At 44.9% G+C, this 4,212-nt stretch carries 5 protein-coding genes; 3 read left to right on the top strand and 2 right to left on the bottom strand.

The features are described 5' to 3' along the window. The 3 genes from rplQ to dsbD all read left to right on the top strand — a co-directional run. A partial coding sequence (rplQ, locus tag B7Y67_RS11755) for a 50S ribosomal protein L17 (protein WP_293598802.1) occupies positions 1-340 on the top strand: 340 nt, incomplete at its 5' end. A 68-nt stretch (positions 341-408) separates the two neighbouring features. Next, positions 409-741 (top strand): divalent-cation tolerance protein CutA, encoded by a 333-nt coding sequence (gene cutA / locus B7Y67_RS11750; RefSeq protein WP_293598801.1) that lies wholly within the window; start codon positions 409-411, stop codon positions 739-741. A gap of 5 nt (positions 742-746) precedes the next feature. Beyond that, positions 747-2,420: a protein-disulfide reductase DsbD gene (dsbD, locus tag B7Y67_RS11745; RefSeq protein ID WP_293598800.1), complete on the top strand. Its 1,674-nt coding sequence runs from the start codon at positions 747-749 to the stop codon at positions 2,418-2,420. Between the two features lie 50 nt (positions 2,421-2,470). Here the strand turns inward: dsbD and hemB are convergent, their stop codons facing one another. Both hemB and yihA read right to left on the bottom strand, forming a co-directional pair. Further along, the gene (hemB, locus tag B7Y67_RS11740) at positions 2,471-3,490 is read right to left on the bottom strand and encodes a porphobilinogen synthase (protein ID WP_293598799.1); all 1,020 of its coding nucleotides are present in this window, start codon (positions 3,488-3,490) and stop codon (positions 2,471-2,473) included. Next, positions 3,474-4,139, bottom strand: coding sequence for a ribosome biogenesis GTP-binding protein YihA/YsxC (yihA, locus tag B7Y67_RS11735; protein WP_293598798.1), 666 nt, complete (start codon positions 4,137-4,139; stop codon positions 3,474-3,476). The genes hemB and yihA overlap by 17 nt, the downstream gene beginning before the upstream one ends. Between the last annotated feature and the right edge of the window lie 73 nt (positions 4,140-4,212).

Genomic DNA, 4,212 nt, shown 5'->3' with positions numbered 1-4,212 from the left:
GGCGATGCTGCGCAATATGTCCAATTCTCTTTTGGAGCACGAAGTGATTAAAACCACTTTGCCAAAAGCAAAAGAATTGCGCATGGTTGTTGAGCCTTTGATTACCTTGGGTAAAAAAGATAACTTAGCAAATCGTCGCTTAGCATTCAATCGCACACGCGATCGCGATATCGTGACCAAACTCTTCACAGAGCTCGGCCCACGTTACGCAACTCGTCCAGGTGGCTACCTTCGTATTTTGAAGTTTGGCTTCCGTCATGGTGACAATGCACCTATGGCTTTGGTTGAGTTGGTAGATCGTCCAGAAGTTGAAGAAACAGCAGTAGCTGAAGAGGCTTAAGCCCTTTATCAAGATTAAAAGCCAGGCTTCGGTCTGGCTTTTTTCATTTATACGATTATAAATAGGCTATGACCCAAGATAAATCTATCGAGTTATTGATTATCGTAACCACCTTTGCATCGCTGGAGGGTGCAAAGAAAATGGCACATCAATTGATTGAAAGCCGTCTGGCTGCCTGCGTGCAAATTCAGGAGGGCGTTCATTCCGTTTTTCGATGGGAAGGCAAGGTTTGCGAAGGAAATGAAGTCCTTTTAACAGCAAAAACGGTAGTTGATAAATGGATGGATACTTCTAATTTCATAAAAAGTCATCATCCCTATGATTTGCCGGAAGTGATTGCTTATGCCCCTGAAAAATATGAAGCCCAGTATGGCAAGTGGGTACAGGCCGAGTTAAAGTGAGCCCCATGAGATTGATTAATAAATTCATCCCGGTATTAACTGCTTTCCTATTCTTCGTTGGTAGTGCTTTTGGAGCCCCAGAATTTCTTCCTCCTGAGAAAGCATTTCAGGCCGAAGCAACCTGGGCAACAAATACAAATGACATTGAGGTGGAAATATTTCCAGCCAAGGGTTACTACATCTATCAAGAATCCCTGCATTTTAAGATGGGCTCCGAGCCCAATAAATTAGGGCTTGTAAAGGCATCACTCCCTGCTGGGGTTGAAAAGTATGACGAAACTTTTCAAAAGAAAATGCAGGTTTATAAGCAGGCATTTCTTCTCACGCTAGATAAAAAAACAGAAATAGGAAAGCCGCTGTATTTTGAGTTGGAATTACAGGGCTGTGCTGAAGCTGGGATTTGTTATCCACCCATGATCCTGAAGTTTTTACTTGCAGGACCTGGTGTGAAGGCTAGCCCAATACCGGAAATGTTGGATGGGGCAGGAGTAAGCAATACCACCAAAAAAGAATTGAGCTTAATGGATGTATGGCGTGAGCGTGATGACGTTAATGCCATTAGTCGCTTTTTAGAAAGCACGCCAACCGGATATCTTTTCCTAGCTTTTTTCATTCTGGGTCTGGCATTAGCCTTCACTCCATGTGTTCTTCCGATGCTACCTATCCTGTCGAGCATCGTATTTGGAGCACAGGGCAAGCAATCGATTACTAAGACCCGTGCAAGTCTCTTGGCAGCAGCCTATGTGCTCGGAATGGCCTGTGTCTACGCATTGGCGGGGGTCTTAATGGCAGCCTTAGGTGGTAGCGTTCAAAGAGCCCTACAGAGCCCCATAGCGCTAATTGGGTTTGCATTGTTGCTATTGGCCTTATCCGGCAGTTTATTTGGGCTATACGAACTCAGAATGCCCCAATCTTGGCAGCAAAAGGTGGATCAATTGGCGGGGCGTCACAAGGGTGGCAGTTTTGCTGGTGCCTTTGTTTTGGGTGGAATTTCAACGTTGGTAGCGAGCCCTTGTATTACAGCCCCTTTGGCTGGCGTACTCGCTTTTATTGCCCAAACAGGATCAATGAGTTTGGGGGCGGGCCTTCTCTTTGTGATGGCTTTAGGCATGGGTTTGCCACTCCTCTTTATTGCTATTGAGGCGCGCATCCTTATTCCGTCCACTGGCATTTGGATGGTTTGGCTGCAAAGAACCTTGGGCGTCTTATTGGTTGCAACTGCAGCCTGGATTGCATCTCCTTTAATACAAACCAATGGTGGCGAAGCTGGCAAGACAATGGCCAATGGTCAGCGTCAACACCAGATTGGAAAAGCTAGTTTTGCTGTGATTGACTCTAGTGCTCAGTTGGATCAATTTTTATCCCAAGCAAAAGAGCAAAAGAAATTAGTACTCTTAGATTTTTATGCGGACTGGTGTATCTCTTGCAAGGAGATGGAGGTCAATACTTTTGCCAACCCCGAGGTAAATCAAGAACTGCAGAAATTTATTTTGCTGCAAGCTGATGTAACAAAGAACAGCCCAGATAATCAGGCTTTATTGAAACGGTTTGGATTATTTGGCCCGCCTGGAATTTTGATTTTTGATCTCAACTCAGAAGAGTTAAAAGATCAACGCGTGATTGGCTATATGCCACCACAACGTTTTGCTGAGCGACTGAAAAAAGTATTAGAAAATTGAATCACCTGAGACTGGATAAGTAAAAACTTATTCAGTCTTCATTATTAAAGTTATTTACTTGCCTTGATAAGGCGAGCAGCCTCAAGCGCGAAGTAAGTCAAGATGCCATCTGCGCCAGCACGTTTAAATGCAAGCAAAGATTCCATCATCACAGCGTCGTGATCAAGCCAGCCGTTTTGTGCGGCAGCTTTGAGCATAGCGTATTCGCCACTTACCTGATAGGCAAAGGTGGGGTAATTAAATTCATCGCGGACTCTGCGTACGATATCCAGGTAAGGCATACCAGGTTTGACCATCACCATATCAGCGCCTTCACTGATATCGAGAGCAACCTCCCTTAAAGCCTCATCAGTATTGGCGCAATCCATTTGGTAAGTTTTCTTATCAGCCTTGCCCAAATTTTTTGCCGAACCTACTGCATCACGAAATGGGCCATAAAAAGCCGAAGCGTATTTGGCTGAGTAAGCCATGATGCGAGTATGTATAAGCTTATTTTGCTCTAGCGCTTCACGAATTTTTCCAATTCGACCATCCATCATGTCTGATGGTGCGACGATATCAACACCAGCTTGGGCTTGAGCAACAGCTTGTTGCACCAAGATTGCTGTGGTCTCATCATTCAGAATACGACCTTGGTCATCTAATACACCATCTTGACCATGACTTGTGTAAGGATCAAGTGCGACATCTGTCATGATGCCCAAATTAGGAAAGCGTTTCTTGAGTTCACGCACTGCAGTTGGAATTAATCCATTGGGATTAAAAGCTTCTTTCCCATCAGGGGTTTTCAGGGATGCATCAATCACCGGAAAGAGTGCCATCACAGGAATACCTAATGAAACGCATTCTTCAGCGACGCTAAAAAGTAAGTCGAGCGATACACGACTGACGCCTGGCATCGAAGCAACAGCTTGAGATTGATTTTTACCCTCTAACAAAAATACGGGATAGATGAGATCGCTTGCACTCAGATGATTTTCTTGCATCAGGCGACGGGACCAATCATCACGTCGCATGCGACGAGGACGATGAGCCGGAAAGTTCAATAAAGAGTTAGCTTGTGATTTCATCTTCTTGAGTCTCTGCTTCAAATAACCATTTAATGACAATATTGTCGGCTTCTTCAAGACCAATACGCTTGGTGCTCGAGAATAATTGTGCCGTAAGTTGTTTGGATTCACCGTCGCCATCAGGCAAGGCTGGATCGTATTGCTGTAATTGTTTGCGTACCGCCTCCAAAGCATGCTTGCACTCACTTTTATTGAGCTTGTCGCACTTGCTGAGCAAAATATGGATTGGTTTGCCAGTAGGAACAAACCACTGAATCATTTGCTCATCCAGATCGGTGATACCGCGCCTGGAGTCCACAATCAAGATCATGCCCACCAGTTGCTCCCGCTCCTGCAGGTAATCGCTTAGAAGGGCATTCCAGTGGTATTTGGTCTCATGATTGACTGCTGCATAGCCATAGCCAGGCAAATCCACTAGATAGGCTAAAAGATCGTCTTTTGCAAAAAGCCCAAAATAGTTAATGTGCTGAGTACGTCCTGGCGTTTTACTGGCAAAAGCGAGGCGTTTTTGGTTGCAAAGTATGTTAATTGCGCTAGATTTACCCGCATTTGAGCGCCCAGCAAATGCCACCTCTCGGAGTGGAGTGGCAGGCAGGCAATGGGTGTCATTGACTGTGGTCGCAAATCGGGCTTGAAAGAGTTTAGACATGTCCAGAAGCTATTGTAAAATCACGCAAAATCATGAAATATCTCATGGTGTTGGGTAAAAGGTTGTAAAAGTA

This window comes from Polynucleobacter sp. 35-46-11 (genome assembly GCF_002281105.1).
This window is presented reverse-complemented; position numbering and strand designations above follow the sequence as displayed.

What these genes read in the sequence shown, in the direction of transcription:
- cutA (WP_293598801.1), top strand. Translation starts at nt 409, where the DNA reads ATGACCCAAGATAAATCTATCGAGTTATTGATTATCGTAACCACCTTT.
- dsbD (WP_293598800.1), top strand. Translation starts at nt 747, where the DNA reads ATGAGATTGATTAATAAATTCATCCCGGTATTAACTGCTTTCCTATTC.
- hemB (WP_293598799.1), bottom strand. Translation starts at nt 3,490, where the DNA reads ATGAAATCACAAGCTAACTCTTTATTGAACTTTCCGGCTCATCGTCCT.
- yihA (WP_293598798.1), bottom strand. Translation starts at nt 4,139, where the DNA reads ATGTCTAAACTCTTTCAAGCCCGATTTGCGACCACAGTCAATGACACC.